The sequence below is a fragment of the Actinomadura sp. NTSP31 genome (assembly GCF_041951385.1).
Taxonomy (GTDB): Bacteria; Actinomycetota; Actinomycetes; order Streptosporangiales; family Streptosporangiaceae; genus Spirillospora; species Spirillospora napierensis.
The window spans coordinates 35,490-55,612 of sequence record NZ_JBGNUT010000013.1; the positions used below are offsets into that span (position 1 = coordinate 35,490).

A 20,123-nucleotide genomic window follows, 5' to 3' on the forward strand; every position below is an offset into this window, starting at 1 on the left:
CCGCTCGGGATGGTGTGTTGCCGATTTACGACGGTGTCCGGGGCGGCGGCGCCTTCCGCCGTCCTCCGGGGATCACAGCGGCGGGGTCTGGCCCTCGTCCTCCTGGTAGGAGTACCGCTGCTCGGACCAGGGGTCGGCGACGTTGTGGTAGCCGCGCTCCTCCCAGAACCCGCGGCGGTCCTTGACCAGGTACTCGACGCCGCGCACCCACTTCACGCTCTTCCACGCGTACAGGTGCGGGACGACGATCCGGGTCGGGAACCCGTGGTCGGGGGTGAGCCGCTCCCCGTCGTGGTGGGTGGCGAACATCGTCCCGTCGGCGAGGAAGTCGCTCATCCGGATGTTGGCGCTGTAGCCGTACTCGGCCCACACCATCACGTGCGTGACGTCCGGCGCGGGCGGCGCCAGCTCCACGACCGCCGTGCCGGGCACGCCCTCCCACTCGTTGCCGGGGATCGTGAACTTGGTGACGCAGTGGAAGTCGGAGACCGCGCGCCCCTTCGGCAGCGCGTCGAACTCCTCCCAGCTCCACCGGTGCTGCTCCCCCGACGCGGTCGCGCCGAAGACCCGGAAGTCCCAGTCCTTGGGACGGAACTTGGGGACGGGGCCGTAGTGGAGGACCGGCCAGCCCCGGGGGACGTACTGGCCGGGCGGCAGATCCCGCGGCTGCGGTGCGGACTGTTCGGGGTGGGACATGACGCGGCCATCCTGCCACCCGGCGTGAGCTGAGCCATATTCGGGGGGCTCGCGGGATTCGGCGCCCCTGATCGGCTACGCTGATGTCCGTGCGCAACATCGTGTATTTCTTCTGGTTCGACCAGCCCGGGCGGCTGGTCTGCCAGACGTTGCGCTGACAGACCACAAGGCGAGAGCCCCGGGCCCCATCGGCCCGGGGCTCTCGTCGTTTCTGCAGGGCCGTCCGCGGGATCCGGCCGGGATCCCGCACGGTCCGCGTGATGAGGAGAGGCAGCACACCATGGTCGTCGTCATGGGCCCGGAGGCCACCGAAGCCGATATCCAGGCCGTCGTCTCGCTGGTCGGGACGGCGGGGGGCGAGGCGTTCGTCAGCCGCGGCGTGGAACGCACCATCGTCGGGCTCGTCGGCGACGTCCAGCAGTTCGGCTCGCTGAACCTGCGCGCCATGCGCGGCGTCCGGGACGTGGTGCGGATCTCGGTGCCCTACAAGCTGGTGAGCCGCGAGCACCACGCCGAGCGCACGGTGGTGCGGGTCGGCGGCGTGCCGATCGGCCCCGGCACGATGACGCTGATCGCCGGCCCGTGCGCGGTGGAGACCCCGGAGCAGACGCTCGGCGCCGCGCAGATGGCGCAGGCGGCGGGCGCGACCCTGCTGCGCGGCGGCGCGTTCAAGCCGCGCACCTCCCCGTACGCCTTCCAGGGCCTCGGCGAGGCCGGCCTGCGGATCCTCGCGGACGTGCGGGCGGAGACGGGCATGCCGATCGTCACCGAGGTGGTGGACGCCGGCGACGTCGACCTCGTCGCGTCCTACGCCGACATGCTGCAGATCGGCACCCGCAACGCGCAGAACTTCGCGCTGCTGCAGGCCGCCGGCGAGTGCGGCAAGCCGGTCATGCTGAAGCGCGGCATGAGCGGCACGATCGAGGAGTGGCTGATGTCCGCCGAGTACGTCGCGCAGCGCGGCAACCTCGACATCGTGCTGTGCGAGCGCGGCATCCGCACCTTCGAGAAGGCCACCCGCAACACCCTCGACATCTCCGCGGTCCCGGTGGCGCAGCGCCTCTCCCACCTGCCGGTGATCGTGGACCCGTCGCACTCGGGCGGCAGCCGCGACCTGGTGCTCCCGCTGACCCGCGCGGCCGTCGCGGTCGGCGCCGACGGCGTGATCATCGACGTGCACCCGCACCCGGAGACCGCGCTGTGCGACGGCCCGCAGGCGCTGGTGGACGGCGACCTGCGCGAGCTCGCCAAGCTCATGCGCGACCTGCCGCCCATCGTCGGCCGCACCCTGACCGGGGCCTCCGGCCCCGTCCTCGCCTGACGCCGTCCGTCGGGCCGCGGCGAGTCGCCGCCATGAGCGACGTCATGACGGCGACTCGCCGCACGTCAACGACGTGTTACGGGGCTGGTACGGTCGCCGGTATGGCGTATTGGACCCCCTCCCTCGGGCCGCCCCGCTCCTGACGGGGCGCGGCTAGGAAACCCCAGAGTCCCGACGGACCGGCGCACCCGCGCCCGGCCCGCGTTCTCCTGCGCCCCGGATCCGGATCTCCTCTCCCGATTCGAGCCCAGGAGCACCTTCCGTGTCAGTGCACACGTCCAGAACGTCCAGAACGTCCAGGCGGAGCGTTTACGCACCCTCCCGGCGCACGCTCGGCGGCGGCGCCGACATCCTGCTCGCCGCGTCCCTGTGGGGCACGACCGGGACGGCCCGCACCTTCGCCGGCCACGGCGCCTCCAGCGTCTCCGTCGCCGCGGCCCGGATCGTCATCGGCGGGCTGCTGCTGCTCGCGCTCGCCGCGCTCACCCGCCGGGACGGCCTGCGCCGCCTCCTCGCCGGCCGCCGGAACCAGGCGCTGCTCGCCCTCGGCGCCCTCGCCGTCGCGGTGTACCAGACCGCGTTCTTCGTCGCGGTCTCCCGGACCGGCGTGGCCGTCGGCACCGTCGTGACGATCGGCGGCGCCCCCGCGTTCACCGGGCTGATCGGCCTGGCGATCCGGCGCTCGGTCCTCACCCGCCGCTGGACGCTCGCGACCGCGGGCGCCGTCGCCGGCTGCGCCCTGCTCGTCGGCGCCGGGCACGGCTCCGGCGCCGACCCGGCCGGCATCGCGCTCGCGCTGCTGTCCGGCCTGTCCTATGCGGTGTACGCGACCACCGCGTCCGTCCTGATCACCCGCGGCGAGGACGACCGGGCGGTCGCCGGAGCGCTGTTCGGCGGCGCCGCCGCGGCGCTGCTCCCCGTCCTGGCCGCCGGATCCGCCGGATGGCTGCTCACCGGCTCCGGCGCCGCGACCGCGCTCTACCTCGGCACGGTCACCACCGGCCTCGGGTACGTGCTGTTCGCGCGGGGCCTGCGCGGCACGCCCGCCACGACGGCGACCACGCTGACGCTCGCCGAGCCCGCCGTCGCCGCGGTCCTCGGCACGGCGGTGCTGGGCGAGCACCTCGGCGCGGCCGCCTGCGGCGGACTCGCCCTGCTGGGCGCCAGCCTCGTCGCACTCGTCGCGCCCGTCCGCCGCCCGCGAAAGCACGGGAAACGCAACGACGGAAGCGATTAATTGGTCTGAACCACTCGCCAGATCGGGAGGCGGCGAGGATGATGTCCGGCATGACGATGGGCGATGGCGACGCCGGGGGACGGCTTTTCCCGGAGGACCTCGACGGTGTCGACCCGGTCGCCGCCGTGATGCTGGCGGACGCCTGCCGCTCCCTGGCCGCCTACCCCGATCTGGTGGCGGTCGGCGCGCTGTTCACCGCGGCCGAGCGGGTCGCCGCCGGCTGGCAGGTCGTCTGCCCGCCGGACCCGCTGCCGCAGGGCGCCCGCGAGCTGCTCGCCGACCACCTGGACGACCGCGCCGCCCGGACGGACGGCGCGGCCGCGCGCGAGCTCCGGGAGGCCGCGGCGGCGCTGCGGTCCGGGCCCCGCGACGCGGTGGCGGCGGCCGGCCGCCGGTTCGCGATCGTCCGGGTCGAGCAGCTCGTGCGGACCGGCCCGGACGGCCCGGAGCCGCCCCGCCCGAGCGACCCGGACCCGCGCCCGGCGTCCCTCCCGGCCTCCTACCGCCGCCCCTACGACCTGCTGTCCGATGAGGGCACCGGGTCCGACCTCGCCACCGCCGAGCTGCTGTGCCAGGTGCTCGACGCGGCGGCGTGCAGCGGCAACGAGCCGTCCGGCGCGTTCCTCACCCCGGTCACGCTGGCGCCCGCGTTCACCGTCGCCGAGCGCGTGTCCGCGGACCCGGCCGGGCAGGGCCGCAAGCGCCGCTGGCGCCCGGTCGGCCGGCTGCACGCCACCCCGCACCAGGCCCGCGACTCGCTGATCGGCTACCTGCGCGACGTGGCGCCCGTCGTGGAGGGCCTCGGCGAGGCCGAAGCGGCCGCCTACGCCGAGGCCGCCGAGCTGCTGGCGGAGGAGACGCGGCGCAACGGCATCGCCGTCGCGGGCCGCCGCTTCCGCATCGTCCGCATCGAGCGGATCACCCTCATGGGCCCGCAGGGCCCCGAGCCGCCCCGCCCCACGGACTTCGACGCCCGCTGAGTTCCTTGCGGGGTCCTCGGCGATCGCTGCGCTGGGGTCGGGGCAGGCCTCAGGACGCGGGGATGTCGCCGTAGACGGGGCGGTGCTCCTGGACCGACTCGGCGAGCTCGTCGGCGAGCTCGCCGACGTCGAGGCGCTTCTCGATCTGGCGGAGGTCGTCGATCTTGGCGCGGGTCTCGGCGCGGCGCGGCGCGAGCATCGTGCAGCAGTCCTCGTCGGGCAGCTCGGAGATGGACAGCGTGCGGATGCGGCGCGCCTGGTCCATGATCTCGACCTTGTCCATGCCGACGAGCGGGCGCAGGATCGGCAGCTCGACGGCGTCGTCCAGCGCGGTGATGTTGGCCAGGGTCTGGCTGGAGACCTGGCCGAGCGCGTCGCCGGTGATCAGCGCGGAGCCGCGGAGGCGGCGGGCGAGGACCTCGCCGGTGCGCAGCATCAGCCGGCGCTGCGCGATCACCGCGAGCCGGTCGGCGCCGGACGACTTGATCTGCTGCTGCGCCTTGCCGAACGGGACGACGAACAGCCGCGACCCGCCCTGGAACCTGTCCAGCTCGCGGACCAGCGCGTACGCCTTGTAGATCGACTCCGGGCCGGTGAACGGCATGCCGGAGAAGTGCAGGTAGTCGACGCGCAGGCCGCGGCGCATCATCCGGTACGCGGCGACGGGCGAGTCGATGCCGCCGGACATCAGCACGAGGGCGCGGCCGGACATCCCGACGGGCAGGCCGCCCTGGCCGGGCAGGCCGCCGGAGTAGACGAACACCTCGTCCCGGTCGACCTCGATCGACAGGGTGTGCTCGGGGTCCTTGAGCCGGACGGGCTGGCCGTAGCGGTCGGCGACGAGGGCGCCGATGTGCCGGTCGAGCTCCATGGAGGTCAGCGGGAACCGCTTGTCGCGGCGCCGGGCGCGGACGGCGAACGTGCCGGTGCGGCCGTCCATGAGCTCCAGGGCGGCGCGCTCGACGCTGGCGACGTCCTTGCCGACCCGCCAGGCGCGGTGCGCCCACACGATGCCCATGACGTCGCTGACCCGCTGCGCGATCTGCTCCATGGTGGCCAGGTCGGCATCGTGCTTGCGGACGATGAACACGCCGTGCCGGCGGATCACGTCGACGCGGGCGACGGGGCGGACGGCCTGCCGGACGTTGTCGGCGAGGCGGCGCTCGAACTGCTCGCGGTTCTTGCCCTTGAGGACGACCTCGCCGAGCTTGAGCAGCACGCACGGTTCGCCGTCGACCGGCGACTGCTCCCGGACGTGCGCGGGCGCGGTCTCGAGCGTGGTCATGCGTGATCCTCCCGGCGGGAACAGGTCGAGGGTTGGCCTCCAGTGTGGCCCACCGGATCCAACACCGCGACCCGGAATGACTGTTCCCGCCGGGCGGACCCGGTCAGCCGAAGAACACCTCGGACTCGGCGTAGCGCTCCAGCGGGACGGTCTTCAGCTCCTTGGTGGCCTCGTCGAGGCCGACCCGGACGATGTCGGTGCCCTGCAGGGCGACCATCTTGCCGTAGTCGCCGTCGCGGACGGCGTCGATCGCCTGGAGGCCGAAGCGGGTGGCGAGGACGCGGTCGAACGCGGTCGGGGTGCCGCCGCGCTGGATGTGCCCGAGCACCGTGGCGCGGGCCTCCTTGCCGGTGCGCTTCTCGATCTCGTCGGCGAGGGCCTGGCCGATGCCGCCGAGCCGGACGTGCCCGAACGAGTCGCGCTCGCCGGTCTGCAGCTGCATCTGCCCGTCGATCGGGTGCGCGCCCTCCGACACGACGATGATCGGCGCGTAGCGGGTCTTGAACCGGCTCTCGACGTACTCGACGACCTTGTCGATGTCGAACGGCCGCTCCGGGATCAGGATGACGTTGGCGCCGGCGGCCATCCCGACGTGCAGCGCGATCCAGCCCGCGTGCCGGCCCATGACCTCGCAGATCAGCGCCCGGTGGTGGCTCTCGGCGGTGGTGTGCAGCCGGTCGACGGCCTCCATGCCGATGTTCACCGCGGTGTCGAACCCGAACGTGTAGTCGGTGGCGTTCAGGTCGTTGTCGATCGTCTTCGGGACGCCGACGACGTTGACGCCGCTGCCGTACAGCTCGCGCGCGACGCCGAGGGTGTCCTCGCCGCCGATGGCGATCAGCGCGTCCACGCCGAGGCCGGCGAGGTTGTCCTTGATCCGCTCGACGCCGCCCTCGACCTTGACCGGATTGGTCCGGGACGAGCCGAGGATCGTGCCGCCGCGCGGCAGGATCCCGCGCACGGCCTGCACGTCCAGGGCGACGGTGTCGCCTTCGAGGGGGCCGCGCCAGCCCGCCCGGAACCCCACGAACTCGTAGCCGAAGACCTGCACGCCCTTGCGGACGACCGCGCGGATGACCGCGTTCAGGCCGGGGCAGTCCCCACCTCCGGTGAGCACTCCGACTCGCATGCCGTCTCCTTCTCCCGCCACCGGGCTCCTCCCTCGATTCACACGGCCAGACTAGTAGTCAGGGCACGGCTACGCAGGGCATTCGCCGGGCGTACCGGCGTGCCGCCATTGGTCTAGACCATAGCCTCCGGGACCGCCCGCGGCACGCCGTCCGGCGTGTCAGTCCTCCTCGTCCAGGCCCTTCTCGATGGCGTAGCGGACGAGTTCGACGCGGTTGTGGAGCTGGAGCTTGCCCAGGGTGTTCTGCACGTGGTTCTGCACCGTGCGGTGCGACAGGACGAGCCGCTGGGCGATCTGCTTGTACGTCAGGCCCTTCGCGACGAGGCGCAGGACCTCGGTCTCGCGATCGGTGAGCCGGGGCGCGTCGTCGTCCTCGCGGGCGGGCGCCGCGGCGAGCCTGCGGTACTCGCCGAGGACGAGCCCGGCGAGGCCGGGGGTGAACACCGCGTCGCCGTCGGCGGTGCGGCGGACCGCGTCGAGGAACTCCTCGCGCCCGGCGGACTTGAGCAGGTAGCCGGTGGCACCCGCCTTCACCGCCTCCAGGACGTCCTGCTGCTCGCCGCTGGCCGACAGCACCAGCACGCGGACCGGCGGGTCGGCGGCGGCCAGGTGCCGGGTGACCTCGACGCCGCTGATGTCGGGCAGCTGCAGGTCGACGACCGCGACGCGGGGCCGCGCGGCGGCGGCGATACGCACGGCGGCGCGGCCCTCGCCGGCGGTGGCCACGACCTCGTGGCCCGCCTCGGCCAGGTCGCGGGCGACGGCCTCGCGCCACATCGGATGGTCGTCGACGACCATGACCCTCAACGGAACCTCGCTCACGAGCACAGCCTAGACGGGGCGGCTCACCGCGGAACGGTCATTTCGATCTCGGTGCCCTCGCCGGGCGCCGAGACGATCGAGACGGTGCCGCCGAGGTCGCGGACGCGGCCCCGGATGGACTGGGCGACGCCGAGCCGGCCGGACGCGGCGGCGTCGTCCAGCCGCCCGGGCGGCATGCCGGGGCCGTCGTCGCGGACGCTGACGGTGACGGCGGCGGGGTCGTCCTCCAGCAGGACCCAGGCGCGGGCGCCGTCGCCGCAGTGCCGCCGGACGTTGTCCAGCGCCGCCGCGACCGCCGCGGCCAACTCGCCGGCGGCATGCTCGGGCAGCGCCACCGGCGTCGCGGGGGTCGACACGGTCACCGACGTGGACGCCTGGCCGGCCAGCAGCGGCCGCAGGTCGGTGTCGTCCCCGGTGCCGGTGCCCGGCGCGGGGGCGCCGCCGTGCGCGCGGGCGGCGCGGGCCGTGGCGGGCGCGGTCGGGCCGGCGCCGATCAGGGCGCGCAGCGCGGCCTCCTGCTCCCCCGCCAGCCGGCCCAGCTCGGCCGCCTCGCCGCCCGCCTCGCCGCCGCGCCGCTGCACCATCGCCAGGACCTGCAGCACCGAGTCGTGGATGCGGCGCGCCAGCCGCTCGCGCTCCCGGGTCGCCGCCTCCATCTCCACGGCCCGGGCCAGCCGCGCCTCCGCCTCCCGCGCCAGCCGCACCACCTGCCCGACGACCAGGCCGGCGAGGAACAGCAGCACGATGCCGTTCAGGGTGGTGTTGCCCATCCCGCCGGACGTCCCGGCCACGGCGTGCACCAGCAGGTTCGCGACGCCGAGCACGAGCGCGGCGGTGACGCCGAGCCGCCGCCCGCCCGCGACGGCCCAGGCCAGCACGGACGCGGCGACCCACGACACCGGCAGCGTCGGACGGCCGACCGCGATGTGGTGGGCGGTCTCCACCCAGGCGGTCGCGAGGACGCAGCCGAACGCGACGGCGAGGTCCGCGGCCAGCAGTGGCCATCCGCGGCGGGCCGGGTCCCGGTACGCCAGCGTGGCCACGCCCGTCCAGACGGCGATCACCGCGAGGACGGCCCAGCCCCCGACGGGGTGCGCGTACCCGCCGGAGTTCTTGGTGATCACCACGGCGGCGTAGACGAGCGCGAGCACCCGGTACACCGCCACCGACCGCCACAGCGCCGCGTCCAGGGCCGCCCCGGTCGCGGCGGCGTCCTCGCCGCGGTCCTCGCGGTCGTCGCGGTCCTCGCGGTCCTCCCGCACGGGCACCGGGATCAGTCCTCGGTGAAGCCCTCGTCGCCGTCCTCCACCGGGCGGACGGGCTTGCCGGCCATCTCCGCCTTCACCTCGGCGGCGTACCGGTCGACGTACTCCTGCCCGGACAGCTTCTGGATCGCCTGCATGATCTCGTCGGTGACCGTGCGGAGCACCTCGCGGTCGTCCTCGCGGCCGAAGTAGCGGGAGAAGTCCATCGGCTCGCCGAACCGCACGCCCGGGCGCACCCCGAGACGCGGGTACGGCTGCCCGGGCGGCATCAGCCGGAACGTGTTGATCATCGCCATCGGGATCACCGGCACCCGCGACTTCAGCGCCAGCCGCGCCACCCCGGTCTTGCCGCGGTACAGCCGCTCGTCGGGCGCCCGGGTGCCCTCGGGGTAGATGCCGAGCAGCTTGCCCTCGCCGAGGATGCGCAGGCCGGTCTGCAGCGCCGCGTCCGCCTCGGGGCCGCCGGTCCGGTCGACCGGGACGACCCCCACGCCGGTGAAGAAGCCCTTGCTGATCAGGCCCTTGATCCCCGTGCCGGTGAAGTAGTCGGCCTTGCCGATGAAGAAGATCGGCCGCATCAGCGGCAGCGGGCCGAAGAAGTGGTCGGCGAAGGACTGGTGGTTGCACGCCAGCAGCGCGGGCCCGCGCTTGGGCACGTTCTTCATGCCCCGGTTCCGCGGCCACCACGCGCCGTACATGATGGGAGAGAGCACGACCCTCAGCAGGATCCAGAACCAGAGCATGCCGACACCTTCCTCCGAACCGCGTGTGCATGCGGCGCGCAAGTCCAAGTCCCCGTCCAAGGGGGGGTAATGATGGGACATCTTCGCATCCCGCCCGGCGCACGCCCACACCACTGTCCCGGTCCCGCCGGACGGTCCCGCGCGCCCGGCCGGATGAACGTAGGCTGTGGTTCCGACGCAGTCGGCCCGGGCGGCCAGGGGGGTCGCGGCCACCCGGGGGATACTGACCGGAAATCTCAATCGGGTGCGCCCGGGGGCTTGTCCACCGCGGCGCAGCGAATACCGTGGGACACACGTTTCGGGTCGTCCGGGTGGGCCGCCGCGCACCGCGGCGGACGGCCGGGCGCACACCTCAATGGGGGAGCGGAGGCCGCCATGCCGGTGCTGTCGGTCACGCCGGAGTCGTCGAAGGAGCCGGCCCCGTGAATCGCCGTGGCAATGGACTGTCCGCCGACACCTACGCGCCGCTGGTCGACCTCGCCCCGCACCTGGCCGACGCGATGCTCGCGGCGCTCGGCGAGGCGGGCGTGGCGGCGTACGCCACGTCGCCGGACGGCCTGCCCGAGATCGCCGGGACGGCCGGCGACACGGTCGGCGACGTCCTGGACCGGCTGTACGTGGACGTGGAGATGAAGCCCGCCGCCGAGGGCATCCTGCGCGCGCACCTCGCGCGGCTGCGGGACGCCGGGGTGCGCGGCGACGGCGACGGCCGGCCCGAGACCGACCTGGCCGATGCCGGGCCCGACCCGTCGCCCGCCCGCGACGGCACGCACGACGTGCCGCGGGACGGCGCGTTCGACGGGGCCTTCGACGGCGTGTTCGACGGGACGGCGTCCGGCCGGCGGGGCGACGCCGAGGCCGGCGGCGCGTCCGGCAAGGACGACGCGTCCGGCGGCGGGGGCGGCGAGAAGGGCCGCGACCTCGACGAGGACGCCATCTGGGCGGAGATCGTCGCGGGGTTCGACACGGCGCCGGAGGGCGACGAGGTCCCCTGGCCCGACCAGGAGAACATCGACGAGAAGCCGCGCCCGCCGCGCGAGGGCGACGACCGCACCGGCCGGCTGCCGCGGGCGCGGGTGATCCGGCCCGCCGACGACGCCCCGGAGTTCCCGCCCGGCGACGACGACGAGGGCCACTACATCCCGCCGCCTCCCCCGCCGCTGCCGAGCGCGGACCCGCTCACCAAGGGCGCCTGGATCGCGCTGATCGGCGGCCCGGTCTACCTGCTGGTCACCGTGATCCTCGACTGGGAGGTGCCCGGCTGGGCCGCGTTCCTCGCCGTCGCCGCGTTCATCGGCGGGTTCGTGACGCTGGTCCTGCGGATGGGCGACGAGCCCCGCGACCCCGACGACGGCGCCGTGGTCTAGCGGGGCGCCGTGGTCTGACCCTTCGGCACGGGCAGGCGGAGGTCGGCGCGCAGCGGCCGGTGGTCGGTGGCGCGGACGTGGTCGCCGGGCTCGTCCGGCGGCACGCCGCACCCCGCCACCTCGACGCCGGGGTCGGCGAACACCCCGTCGATGCGGCGGCGCGGGTCGCGGGCGGAGAAGGTGAGCCCCTCCCCCGCCGGCGCGGTCGCGTGGCCGTCCTGGAAGTGGTCGGTGAGCAGCGTCCAGGACGGGCCGCCGGGCTCCTCGTTGACGTCGCCCGCGAGCACGACCGGCGCGCCGTACCGGGTGCGGGCCCCGTCGAGATGCGCGAGCACCTCGCCGGCGTGCCGCAGCCGCGGCCCGTCCGCGAGGTCGAGGTGGGTGCTCGCCGCGATCAGCCGCGCCGGGCCGGCCTCCAGCACGGCGATCGCCAGCGCCCGGCGGTGCAGGCCCTCGTCGGGCGTCAGCAGGTGGAACTCGCGGCCGACCCGGCGGACGCGCGGCGCCGCGAGGACGGCGAGGCCGCACGCCCGGCGGCCCGCCGCCACGTCCATCCCGCACGCCCGCGCCAGCTCGCGCCGCTGCGCGCGCCAGCCCCAGAACCGCGGCACCTCCTGCAGGCACAGCACGTCGGGATCGTTCGCCCGGACGACGCGCGCCACGGCCGCCGGATCGTCCTTGAGCGACCGGATGTTGTAGCTCAGCACCCGCACCGGCGTCGCCACGGCCGCGGCCCTAGACGGACGCCTCTTGGAGCGGCCGGACGCGGGCGAGGTCGGCGGCGCCGACGATCCCGGCGGCCGAGCCGAGCTCGGCGATCCGGATGTCGGGCAGCGGCCGGTGCCCGCGCCCGGTCAGCGCCTCCTCGAACGCGACGCGGATCGGGTCGAGCAGCAGGTCGCCGGCGTCGGACAGGCCGCCGCCGATGATGAACGCGCCCGGGTCCAGGATCGCGCTGAGGTCGGCCAGGCCCTGGCCCGCCCAGTGCGCGATCGTCCGGAAGCACTCCAGCGCGGCCTTGTCGCCCTCGCGGGCCGCCTGCGACACCTCGGGGCCGCTGATGCCCTCCGGCCGGCCGCCGCCGAGCTCCAGCAGCCGGCCCGCCATCGCCGGCGCGACGCGCGCGAGGTCGCGGGCCTCGTGCACGAGCGCGTTGCCGCTGGCGTACTGCTCCCAGCAGCCGCGGTTGCCGCAGCCGCAGCGGCGCCCGTCCGGGACGACCCGGAAGTGCCCCATCTCGGCGCCGATCCCGAACCGGCCGCGGTACAGCTCGCCGTTGATGATGATGCCGCCGCCGATGCCGGTGCCGAGCGCGACCAGCACCAGGAAGTTCTCGCCGCGGCCCGCGCCGAACTTCGCCTCGCCCCAGGCGGTGGCGTTGCCGTCGTTCTCCACCACGACCGGCAGCCCGACCAGGCTCTCGACCTTCGCCCTGATCGGCTCCTCGCGCCAGGCCAGGTTGGGCGCGAACAGCACGGTGGAGCGGGTCTCGTCGACGAACCCGGCGGCGCCGAGGCCGACCGCCGACACCTCCGCGTACTTGCCCTTGAGCAGGTCGACGACCTCGGCGATGGTCTCGGCGGTCTCCTTGGGGTTGGTCGAGGGAGTCGGCCGCCGGACCTTCTCCAGGATCGTTCCCCGGTCGTCGACGACGCCGGCGGCGACCTTCGTGCCGCCCACGTCCACGCCGATGGTCAGGGCCATGTACGCTTCCTCCTCCTCGCGCGCCCCTGGCTGGAGCCCGTCCGCACCACTACCCGATGTCGATGGAGTCGCCGGTGGCGGCCGCCCACGGGTCGGCCGGCTCGTCGCGCGGCCTCTCCTCGCGCGGCTCCGCGGCGCGCGGTGTCCCGCCGCCCGGGGCCTCCTCGCGGGGCGAGCGTCCCGACCGGTCGGACCTACCCGCCCCGGGGCCCGCCGACGCATCGCGCGGCCGCGGGGGCCGGTCGCGGTGCGGCTCCGGCCGGGTGCGGTCGAACCCCTGCACCACGTCCAGCGCGGCGGCCATCAGCGACCGCCCGGCCTCCCGGACGTGCCGGCCCACGTCGTGCCCCGACTCGCGGGACACCGCGATGGCCCGGCAGACCGGGCAGTGGCAGCATTCGGGGGCGCCGGTGGCGTAGCGCGGCCGCTCCGCGGTCGCCGCCGCCCACACGTCGCCCTCGTCGCCGCCGCCCTCGCCGCCGCGCGGCCGGTCGTCGCGCGGCGGCTCGCCGCGGTCGTCGCCGGACCCGCCGCCGACCACCCGCTTCAGCACCGCGTCGAAGAGCTTGCCCGCCTCGTTGATCAGGTCACCCGGCTGATCGGTCATGGCTCCATCATCCATCCGTCATCGGCGTGAAACGGTACCGCCTCCCGGGCGTGCTCAGCGCTCGACGCGGCGCTGGAGGCCCTTGAGCGCCGAGTCGATGATCCGCTTCTCGCCCTTGCGCTTCACCATGCCGATCATCGGGACGCGCACGTCCACCGCCAGCTCGTAGGTGACCTCGGTGCCGCCGCCGGCCTCGGCGAGGGCGTAGGTGCCGTGCAGGCCGGTGACGACGGTGCCCTTCTCCACCAGCTCCCAGCTCACCCGGTCGTCGCCGTCCCAGGTGTAGGCCAGCCCGACGGTGTCGCTGAACGGGCCGCCGTCGAAGGTCAGCCGGCCCCGCAGCGCCCGGCCGTCCGGGCCGGTCTCCTGGACGGTGAACTCCCGGATGCCGCTCGCCCAGTCCGGATAGGCCTCCAGGTCGGCGATCACCGCCATGATGTCGGCCTTCGCGGCCTTGATCGTGATGGAAGAACTCGTGCGGTCCGCCATCTGCGTTTCCCTCCGGCTCGCCGTGAACCCGCGCCCGTGCACCCGCGGCCGGGTCCGCTGTCGTAAAGCACGGTATCCGTCACACCGTGAGGACGTACGGCACCCCGCGCGCGCGGAAGTGGCCCACGTTCACGCATTCGGTGCGGCCGATCCGGGTGCGGGACGCGAGCGGCTGGTGGACGTGCCCGAACAGCACGTATTTCGGCTGCGTGCGGTGGATCGCGTCCAGGATCGCCTCGCTGCCCCGCTCGAACCGGCGGGCGACCGTGTCGTACAGCAGGTCCGGGACGGCGGGCGGGATGTGGCAGCACAGCACGTCCACCTCCCCCACCGCCTCGACCTTGGCGGCGTAGGCGTCGTCGTCGAGCTCGTAGGGGGTGCGGTACTCGGTGCGCAGCCCGCCGCCGACGAACCCGAACCGCAGCCCGCCGATCTCGGTGGTCTCGCCGTCCAGGACGCGGTGCCCCTCGCGCAGGTGCGGCGCCCACATGCGCGGGACGTCGACGTTGCCGTAGGTGAGGTAGGCCGGGGTCGGCATCGCGGCGAACAGCTCGGCGTACTGGCGGTCGACGGCGCGCTCGATGTGCGGCCACGCGTCCCCCTCCAGGGAGGCCCACAGGCCGCGGGAGAACTCCCGCGCCTCGTCGAAGCGCTTCTGCGTCCGCAGCGCGATGAAGCGGTCGGCGTTCTCCTGGCCGAACAGGTCCGCGAAGATCCCCTGGCCGTGGTCGGAGTAGTCGACGAACAGGATCAGGTCGCCCAGGCAGATGAGCGCGTCCGCGCCGTCGCCCGCGCCCCTCAGCGCGTCCGCGCGGCCATGGACGTCGCTCACCACGTGGATCCTCATGACGCGACTCTAATAGGGGACCTCTCCCCCGAAAACGGGCGGCCCTTCGCGGCGCCCGGGCTGTCAGCCGGCGGCGGCCGACACCAGCGAGCGCCACTCGCCCACCAGCGCCGGGTCGACCGGGGCGTCCCAGGACCCGTCCGGGCGGACGGCGGTGCCGACGTGGAACGCGCTGACGCCGGCCGCCGCGAGCACGGCGACGTGCTTGCGGCGCAGCCCGCCCCCGGCCATGATCATCGCGGCGGAGCGGGGGGCCTCGGTGGCGCGCCGGACCAGCACGCCGACCCCGGCGTCCACGCCGCGCGGCGAACCGGCGGTGAGCACGGTGTCCAGGCCGCCGTCCAGCGCCCGGACCGCGTCCCACGCCTGGACGGGGTCGGCGGCGTGGTCGACCGCGCGGTGGAACGTCCACGGCAGCGGCGCGCAGCCGGACGCGAGCTTGCCGGTCGCGCCGGCGTCCACGTGGCCGGAGGAGTCGAGGAAGCCGAGCACGAACCCGTCGGCTCCGGCGGCGGCGAGGTCGGCGGCGGCGCGGACCAGCCGGTCGAGCTCGGCGCCGGTGGTGCGGAACCCGGCGTTGGCCCGCAGCATGACCCGCATCGGCAGCGCGGTGGCCGCCCGCACCGCCTTCACCACGTCGGGGTCCGGGGTGAGCCCGTCGGCGCCCATGTCGGCGACGACCTCGATCCGGTCGGCACCGCCGTCCTGGGCGGCGCGCGCGTCCGCGGCCGTCAGCGCGATCACTTCGAGCAGCGCCATGGCCCTCCCCCGACCGGATCCGTATACGACCAGGTCAAGGGTAGGGGACGGGCCGGCGGTCGGCCGCGCGCGACGAGCGGTCTTTGCCGTGCCGTTAACCGCGGATCCGGCGGCCGATCCACGGGACGATGCGCACTTCCCGGCAGAATTCCTACTCGTGGGTATCATTCACCTGCGGAGGGACCGGCAGGTTCCCCCGCCGTCCCCGAAGATCGACTACAGGAGTGGGCCGTGCGCGAGTTCAGCGTCCCCGCGATGGTGGAGGTCCCCGACTCCGCCAATCTGACCGACGCGCCCTTCACCCGGGCCGCCGAGGAACCCGGCCGGATCGTGCTGCGCCGCCGCAGCGGGACCGCCTGGAGCGCCGTGACCGCGGCGGAGTTCGCGGCGGAGGCGGCGGCGGTCGCCAAGGGCCTGGTGGCCGCCGGCATCGAGCCCGGCGACCGGGTCGGCCTGCTGTCGCGCACCCGCTACGAGTGGACGCTGCTGGACTACGCGATCTGGACGGCCGGCGCGGTCGCGGTCCCGATCTACGAGACGTCCTCCGCCGAGCAGATCGAGTGGATCGCCGGCGACTCCGGCGCCAAGGCGCTGTTCGCCGAGACCGAGGCGCACCTGGCGCTGATCGAGGAGGTCCGGGGCCGGCTCCCGGACCTCGCGCACGTCTGGGGCATCGACGCGGGCGCCGTCGCCGAGGTCACCGGGCTCGGCGCGGACGTCGCCGACGCGACGATCACCGAGCGTCGCCGCGCGCGCACCGCCGCCGACGTGGCGACGCTCGTCTACACCTCCGGCACCACCGGGCGGCCCAAGGGCTGTGAGATCACCCACGGGAACCTGGTCGCGACCGCCCGCAACGCCGTGCAGGGCGCCATCTCCGAGATCGCCGTCGACGGCAGCTCCACGCTGCTGTTCCTGCCGCTGGCGCACGTGTTCGCCCGGCTGATCGAGGTCGCCACCATCGAGGGCGGCATCGAGCTCGGGCACAGCGACATCCCCAGCCTGCTGCCCGACCTCGCCTCGTTCCGGCCCACCTTCCTGCTCGCCGTCCCGCGGGTGTTCGAGAAGGTCTACAACGGCGCCGAGCAGAAGGCCGACGCCGACGGCAAGGGCAAGATCTTCAAGGCGGCCGCGGACACCGCGATCGCCTACAGCCGGGCGCTGGAGTCCGGCGGGCCCGGCCTCGGCCTCAAGGTGAAGCACAAGGTGTTCGACGTGCTGGTGTACGGGAAGCTGCGCGCGGCCGTCGGCGGCCGGGTGCAGTACGCGGTGTCCGGCGGCGCCGCGCTCGGCGAGCGCCTCGGGCACTTCTTCCGCGGCGTCGGCATCACGATCCTGGAGGGCTACGGCCTCACCGAGACCACCGCGCCCGCGACCGTGAACCGGCCCACCGCGATCCGGATCGGCACGGTCGGCAAGCCGATCCCGGGCGTCGACGTCCGCATCGCCGAGGACGGCGAGGTCCTGGTCCGCGGCATCAACGTCCTGCGCGGCTACTGGAACAACGAGGCCGCCACCAAGGAGGCCATCGAGGACGGCTGGTTCCACACCGGCGACCTCGGTGCCCTCGACGCCGACGGCTACCTGAAGATCACCGGGCGGAAGAAGGAGATCCTCGTCACCGCGGCCGGCAAGAACGTCGCGCCCGCCCCGCTGGAGGACCGGCTGCGCGCCCACCCGCTGATCAGCCAGTGCCTGGTCGTCGGCGACGGCCGCAAGTTCATCAGCGCGCTGGTCACGCTGGACGAGGAGGCGCTCGTCCCGTGGAAGGAGCGGCACGGCAAGCCCGCCGCGATGACCGTGGACGAGCTGCGCCGCGACCCCGACATCGTCGCCGAGATCGAGGGCGCGGTCGCCGCCGCCAACCGGTCGGTCAGCCACGCCGAGGCGATCAAGAAGTACGTGATCCTCGGCGTGGACTTCACCGAGGAGGCCGGGCACATGACCCCGAGCCTGAAGGTCAAGCGCAACGTGGTCATGAAGGACTTCGCCGACGAGATCGAGTCCCTCTACACCGCCTGATCCCCCTGCACCGCCTGGGCGGAGCCGGGAGCGGCGCCGTCAGCGCAGCGCGGCGACGGCGCCGGCGATCGGGACGTCGCCGTTCAGCAGGTCGAGGGTGCGGTGCCGGACGTCCGGCAGGCCGTCCAGCAGCGCGACGATCACCGCGGCGACGTCGTCGCGGGTCACCGCGCCGTGCCCGATCGGCGGCTCGGCGAGCGCGACCAGCCCGGTGCCCGGGTCGTCGGTGAGGCGGCCCGGGCGCAGGATCAGCCAGTCCAGGCCGCCGCGCGCCTTCAGGTCGTCCTCGGCCTCGCCCTTGGCCCGGATGTAGGCGGACCAGACGTCGTCGCGGCCCGGTGCGGGCCGCTCGCCCGCGCCCATCGCGGAGACCTGCACGAACCCGCGCACACCGGCCGCCTCCGCCGCGTCCGCCATCAGGACCGCGGCGGCCCGGTCGACGGTGTCCTTGCGGGCGGCTCCGCTGCCCGGCCCCGCGCCCGCGGCGAACACGACCGCGTCCGCGCCGGCCAGATCGCCCGCGACCTGGCCGGCGGACGCCGCCTCCAGGTCCCGGACGACCGGCGTCGCGCCCGTCGCCCGCACGTCCGCCGCGTGGTCGGCGTTGCGGATGAGGCTCACCACGGTGTCCCCGCGCCCGGCCAGCAGCCGGGCCAGCCGCAACGCGATCTGCCCGTGCCCGCCCGCGATCACGATCTCCATGACCGCGATCCTACGCGCGGGCGCGCACGGGCCCTCGGGGCGGGGATCAGCGGCGGCGCCCGTTGATCGCGGTGACGGCCTTGCGCATCAGCTGGTCGGTCATCACGTTGATGAAGTCGCCGTGGTCGGTCACCGGGTCGTGCCCCTGCTCGGGGAAGGTGTCCAGCGCGAACGCCAGCGCCTTGGCGGGCACGTTGTAGGCGAGCGTCATCCGCAGCTGCGGCACGGCCTTGCGGCCCTGCGGGCACTGCCCGGTCCGCGCGTCCGGGAAGACCATGTGGTCGCGGTGGTTGGCGCTGTCGGTGTTCTGGCCGTCCCAGCAGCTCGGGAAGTTCAGCACGCGCTCGACCTTGCTGCCGCTCGGGCACAGCGGGTACTTGTCGGTGAACGCCCGGTTCTCGAAGCCGCTGCACGTCCACTGGGAGTGCGCGTTCGCCGGGCCGTTCGTCGCGGCCTTGGCGTCACCGGTGACGATCCGGGTGAAGCGCGGGATCGCGGTCACCTTGCTGCGCGGGTTGCCGAAGAACTGGAGGGTCACCTTCGCCGGGGTGACGATGCTGCCGGTGTTGCCGTCCGCCTGGCTCTGCCCCGCGCGGTCCGAGCCGTCCTGGCCCGCGCGCAGCCGCACGACCGGCCAGTAGTAGGTCGACTGGTCGCCGTTGGTGCAGGTCGTCCCGGCGGCGGCGAGCGTCTGGTCGGTCGAGAACGCGCTGGTGTCCTTGTTGCCGACGTAGTCGTGGATGTGGTGGGCGCCGTTCTGGACGCCGGGAGCGACGATCACGTTGTCGGGGTTGCTGTGCGCCTGCCCCGCGTTCGTGCCGCAGCTGGAGGTGAAGGTCCCGGTGGAGGCGGTCCTGGCGCGGCGGGGCTGCCGCACGGCCGGCGCCTTGCGGATGGCGACGAACTGGTCGGCGCGGGGGCCCGGCTTCGCCTGGTTCTGGGCGCCGCCCTGGTTCTGGCCGCCGCCGTTCTGCTGGCCGCCGCCGCCCGCCTGGCCGCCGCCGCCGGGCTGGTTCGGGTCGGTCTGGCCGGGGGCCGGGGAGCCGGGGTCCGGGGAGCCGGAGTCCGGCGGGTCGGGGACGGCCGGCTGCGAGGGGTCGGCCGTCTGGCCGTCGCCGCCCATGCCCGGCATGTCGGGCATCTGGCCGTCACCGTTCTGGCCGCCGTTCTGGCCGCCGCCGTCGCCGGGCTGCTCCGTCGCGGGGGGACTGGTCCGGCCGCCTGTGTAGTGCTGGACGTTCCCGGCGGCGTCGACGGCGACGGTCGTGCCGCCGGGCAGCGGTGCCGCGGCGCCGCCCGGCACGTCGTTGCACGCGGACGCGGCCATGAGGAGCGCCGGGACGAACACGGCGAAGGCTTTTCTCTTTCTTCCCATTTGAGTACTCCCTTTGAGCGGGGGGTTGGGATACCCGTCAGTGCAGCGCGGATTTGGTGACCAGGCCGGTGCTCTCCAGCAGCTGCATGTGGTGCAGGACGAATCTCATCCCGCGTTCCGCATAGGCTCGGACGATCGAGTTCTGGCTCTGTACGCGGGCCTTGGCGGCGAACGGGAGGACCTGCCCGTGCGCGGAGCGCATCCGGAACACGTAATCGGTGTCGAAGGCCTTGCCGTTCAGCCCGGCCAGCTCCCGGAGATAGCTCCGCTGCGTGCCGTTCGGAATGGCCGGCAGGGACACGCCGAGCTGCTGGGCGGTGGCCCGGGTGTCGGCGTCCAGCTGCATGTGCTCCTGATTGATGATCTTGCCGATCTCGCGCACCCGGGGGCCGGCGCCCCGCTGCACGGCCATCTGGCTGGCCGGCATCTCCCACAGCCCGGCCTGCCGGACCTTGACCAGCAGGAGCCTGTCCTGGGCGCTCAGCGGCCCCCATTTCGACGGGATGGTGGCGCCCTTGTCGACGCCGTCCGCCGGGGCCACCCGCGGGTTGAGGAGGACCGCGAGGGCGGCCGCGGCGACGGCCGCGACGGCCAGCAGCAGCAGGCCCCGGCCCCGCCGGAGCCCGACCCGCGGGAGCCGGCGCGGTTCCGCGGCACCGTACGAATTCCTCACCGAAATCCCTTCCTCCTCCCGGGAGCGCACCGGAGAGCGAACCGGCGCGGTTTCGCCGGGCAATACGCACCGCGCCGGACCGGGGGTTCACCGCCGTGCG

General features: G+C 74.4%; 20 protein-coding genes. 5 read left to right on the plus strand and 15 right to left on the minus strand.

What is annotated here, in order from left to right:
- Positions 1 to 72 precede the first annotated feature (72 nt).
- Positions 73 to 696: a sulfite oxidase-like oxidoreductase gene (locus ACA514_RS22395; RefSeq protein ID WP_375043156.1), complete on the minus strand. Its 624-nt coding sequence runs from the start codon at positions 694 to 696 to the stop codon at positions 73 to 75.
- 280 nt (positions 697 to 976) lie between these two features.
- On the opposite strand from ACA514_RS22395, the gene aroF reads away from it, so the two are divergent.
- The 3 genes from aroF (at position 977) to ACA514_RS22410 (ending at position 4,234) form a co-directional block, all read left to right on the plus strand.
- Positions 977 to 2,017 carry a 3-deoxy-7-phosphoheptulonate synthase gene (gene aroF, locus ACA514_RS22400; protein WP_375043157.1) on the plus strand — a complete coding sequence of 347 codons (1,041 nt, stop codon included), beginning with the start codon at positions 977 to 979 and terminating at the stop codon, positions 2,015 to 2,017.
- 262 nt (positions 2,018 to 2,279) lie between these two features.
- Positions 2,280 to 3,254: a DMT family transporter gene (locus tag ACA514_RS22405; RefSeq protein ID WP_375043158.1), complete on the plus strand. Its 975-nt coding sequence runs from the start codon at positions 2,280 to 2,282 to the stop codon at positions 3,252 to 3,254.
- Positions 3,255 to 3,304: 50 nt separating this feature from the next.
- Positions 3,305 to 4,234, plus strand: a complete 930-nt coding sequence (locus ACA514_RS22410) for a DUF5954 family protein (RefSeq protein WP_375043159.1) — start codon at positions 3,305 to 3,307, stop codon at positions 4,232 to 4,234.
- A gap of 49 nt (positions 4,235 to 4,283) precedes the next feature.
- On the opposite strand, the gene thiI is transcribed toward ACA514_RS22410, so the two are convergent.
- From thiI to ACA514_RS22435, 5 genes are all read right to left on the minus strand, one after another.
- The gene (gene thiI, locus ACA514_RS22415; RefSeq protein ID WP_375043160.1) at positions 4,284 to 5,519 is read right to left on the minus strand and encodes a tRNA uracil 4-sulfurtransferase ThiI; all 1,236 of its coding nucleotides are present in this window, start codon (positions 5,517 to 5,519) and stop codon (positions 4,284 to 4,286) included.
- A gap of 103 nt (positions 5,520 to 5,622) precedes the next feature.
- The gene (locus ACA514_RS22420; protein ID WP_375043161.1) at positions 5,623 to 6,648 is read right to left on the minus strand and encodes a 6-phosphofructokinase; all 1,026 of its coding nucleotides are present in this window, start codon (positions 6,646 to 6,648) and stop codon (positions 5,623 to 5,625) included.
- Positions 6,649 to 6,807: 159 nt separating this feature from the next.
- Positions 6,808 to 7,446 (minus strand): response regulator transcription factor, encoded by a 639-nt coding sequence (locus tag ACA514_RS22425; protein ID WP_344270866.1) that lies wholly within the window; start codon positions 7,444 to 7,446, stop codon positions 6,808 to 6,810.
- A gap of 47 nt (positions 7,447 to 7,493) precedes the next feature.
- Positions 7,494 to 8,738, minus strand: a complete 1,245-nt coding sequence (macS, locus tag ACA514_RS22430; RefSeq protein ID WP_375043162.1) for a MacS family sensor histidine kinase — start codon at positions 8,736 to 8,738, stop codon at positions 7,494 to 7,496.
- Positions 8,739 to 8,743: 5 nt separating this feature from the next.
- Positions 8,744 to 9,478 (minus strand): lysophospholipid acyltransferase family protein, encoded by a 735-nt coding sequence (locus tag ACA514_RS22435; protein ID WP_375043163.1) that lies wholly within the window; start codon positions 9,476 to 9,478, stop codon positions 8,744 to 8,746.
- Positions 9,479 to 9,900: 422 nt separating this feature from the next.
- Here ACA514_RS22435 and ACA514_RS22440 point away from each other — a divergent pair, with 422 nt between their 5' ends.
- A complete protein-coding gene (locus ACA514_RS22440; RefSeq protein ID WP_375043164.1) occupies positions 9,901 to 10,845 on the plus strand; it encodes a hypothetical protein in 945 nt (314 codons plus the stop codon).
- Here the strand turns inward: ACA514_RS22440 and ACA514_RS22445 are convergent.
- From ACA514_RS22445 to ACA514_RS22470, 6 genes are all read right to left on the minus strand, one after another.
- Positions 10,842 to 11,570: an endonuclease/exonuclease/phosphatase family protein gene (locus ACA514_RS22445; RefSeq protein ID WP_375043165.1), complete on the minus strand. Its 729-nt coding sequence runs from the start codon at positions 11,568 to 11,570 to the stop codon at positions 10,842 to 10,844. The genes ACA514_RS22440 and ACA514_RS22445 overlap by 4 nt on opposite strands.
- A 10-nt stretch (positions 11,571 to 11,580) precedes the next feature.
- The gene (locus ACA514_RS22450; protein ID WP_375043166.1) at positions 11,581 to 12,549 is read right to left on the minus strand and encodes an ROK family glucokinase; all 969 of its coding nucleotides are present in this window, start codon (positions 12,547 to 12,549) and stop codon (positions 11,581 to 11,583) included.
- Positions 12,550 to 12,598: 49 nt separating this feature from the next.
- Entirely contained in the window at positions 12,599 to 13,156 is a 558-nt protein-coding gene (locus ACA514_RS22455; protein ID WP_375043167.1) for a hypothetical protein, read from the minus strand.
- A gap of 54 nt (positions 13,157 to 13,210) precedes the next feature.
- Complete coding sequence (locus ACA514_RS22460; RefSeq protein ID WP_375043168.1) at positions 13,211 to 13,645, minus strand: SRPBCC family protein; 435 nt, start codon at positions 13,643 to 13,645, stop codon at positions 13,211 to 13,213.
- Positions 13,646 to 13,724: 79 nt separating this feature from the next.
- Positions 13,725 to 14,492, minus strand: coding sequence for a metallophosphoesterase (locus tag ACA514_RS22465; RefSeq protein ID WP_375043169.1), 768 nt, complete (start codon positions 14,490 to 14,492; stop codon positions 13,725 to 13,727).
- Between the two features lie 63 nt (positions 14,493 to 14,555).
- Positions 14,556 to 15,251, minus strand: coding sequence for a copper homeostasis protein CutC (locus ACA514_RS22470; RefSeq protein WP_375043170.1), 696 nt, complete (start codon positions 15,249 to 15,251; stop codon positions 14,556 to 14,558).
- A 231-nt stretch (positions 15,252 to 15,482) separates the two neighbouring features.
- On the opposite strand from ACA514_RS22470, the gene ACA514_RS22475 reads away from it, so the two are divergent.
- Positions 15,483 to 17,273 (plus strand): AMP-dependent synthetase/ligase, encoded by a 1,791-nt coding sequence (locus tag ACA514_RS22475; protein ID WP_375043171.1) that lies wholly within the window; start codon positions 15,483 to 15,485, stop codon positions 17,271 to 17,273.
- Positions 17,274 to 17,312: 39 nt separating this feature from the next.
- Here ACA514_RS22475 and ACA514_RS22480 read toward each other — a convergent pair whose 3' ends face one another.
- The 3 genes from ACA514_RS22480 to ACA514_RS22490 are packed head-to-tail and all read right to left on the minus strand — an operon-like array spanning position 17,313 to position 20,023.
- Complete coding sequence (locus ACA514_RS22480) at positions 17,313 to 17,975, minus strand: NAD(P)H-binding protein (protein WP_375043172.1); 663 nt, start codon at positions 17,973 to 17,975, stop codon at positions 17,313 to 17,315.
- 46 nt (positions 17,976 to 18,021) lie between these two features.
- Positions 18,022 to 19,350, minus strand: a complete 1,329-nt coding sequence (locus tag ACA514_RS22485) for a DUF1996 domain-containing protein (protein ID WP_375043173.1) — start codon at positions 19,348 to 19,350, stop codon at positions 18,022 to 18,024.
- 37 nt (positions 19,351 to 19,387) lie between these two features.
- The gene (locus ACA514_RS22490) at positions 19,388 to 20,023 is read right to left on the minus strand and encodes a DUF4142 domain-containing protein (protein WP_375043174.1); all 636 of its coding nucleotides are present in this window, start codon (positions 20,021 to 20,023) and stop codon (positions 19,388 to 19,390) included.
- Positions 20,024 to 20,123: the final 100 nt, after the last annotated feature.